The organism is Craurococcus roseus, assembly GCF_039523795.1.
Lineage (GTDB): Bacteria > Pseudomonadota > Alphaproteobacteria > Acetobacterales > Acetobacteraceae > Craurococcus > Craurococcus roseus.
In genome coordinates this window covers 1-1,087 of record NZ_BAAAFZ010000136.1, presented here as the reverse complement: position 1 = coordinate 1,087, position 1,087 = coordinate 1, and the positions used below count along the sequence as shown (strand labels likewise).

1 protein-coding gene is annotated in these 1,087 nt (G+C 69.5%); it reads left to right on the top strand.

Annotation, left to right across the window (positions count from 1 at the left end; all coding sequences use genetic code 11):
• On the top strand, nt 1–1,087 hold a 1,087-nt coding region (gene tuf, locus ABD067_RS26310; protein ID WP_343898403.1), incomplete at both ends, for an elongation factor Tu.

Below are 1,087 nucleotides of genomic sequence, written 5' to 3'. Positions count from 1 at the left end.
CGGGCACGTGGACCACGGCAAGACGTCCTTGACGGCGGCGATCACCAAGGTGCTGGCCAAGGCGGGCGGCGCGACCTTCACCGCCTACGACCAGATCGACAAGGCGCCGGAGGAGCGGGCGCGGGGCATCACCATCTCGACCGCGCACGTGGAGTACGAGACGGCGAACCGGCACTACGCGCACGTGGACTGCCCGGGGCACGCCGACTACGTGAAGAACATGATCACCGGGGCGGCGCAGATGGACGGCGCCATCCTGGTGGTGTCCGCCGCCGACGGGCCGATGCCGCAGACGCGCGAGCACATCCTGCTGGCGCGGCAGGTGGGCGTGCCGGCGCTGGTGGTGTTCCTGAACAAGGTCGACATGGTGGACGACCCCGAGCTGCTGGAGCTGGTCGAGCTCGAGGTGCGCGAGCTGCTGAAGTCCTACCAGTTCCCGGGCGACGACATCCCCGTCGTGAAGGGCTCGGCGCTCTCCGCGCTGGAGGACAAGGACGCGGACACGCTGGGCGAGAAGGCGGTGCTCGACCTGATGGCGGCGGTGGACGCCTACATCCCGCAGCCTGAGCGGGCGGTGGACCGGCCGTTCCTGATGCCCGTCGAGGACGTGTTCTCCATCTCCGGGCGCGGCACGGTGGTGACCGGGCGCGTGGAGCGCGGCGTGGTGAAGGTCGGCGAGGAGGTGGAGATCGTCGGGCTGAAGGACACGGTGAAGACCACGGTCACCGGCGTCGAGATGTTCCGCAAGCTGCTGGACAGCGGCATGGCGGGGGACAACATCGGCGCGCTCTTGCGCGGCACCAAGCGCGAGGACGTGGAGCGCGGGCAGGTGCTGGCCGCGCCGGGCTCGATCACGCCGCACACCGGCTTCAAGGCCGAGGCCTACGTGCTGACCAAGGAGGAGGGGGGGCGGCACACGCCGTTCTTCACCAACTACCGGCCGCAGTTCTACTTCCGGACCACCGACGTCACCGGGGTGGTGAAGCTGCCGGAGGGCGTCGAGATGGTGATGCCGGGCGACAACGTGTCGATGGACGTCGAGCTGATCGCCCCCATCGCCATGGACGAGGGCCTGCGCTTCGCCATC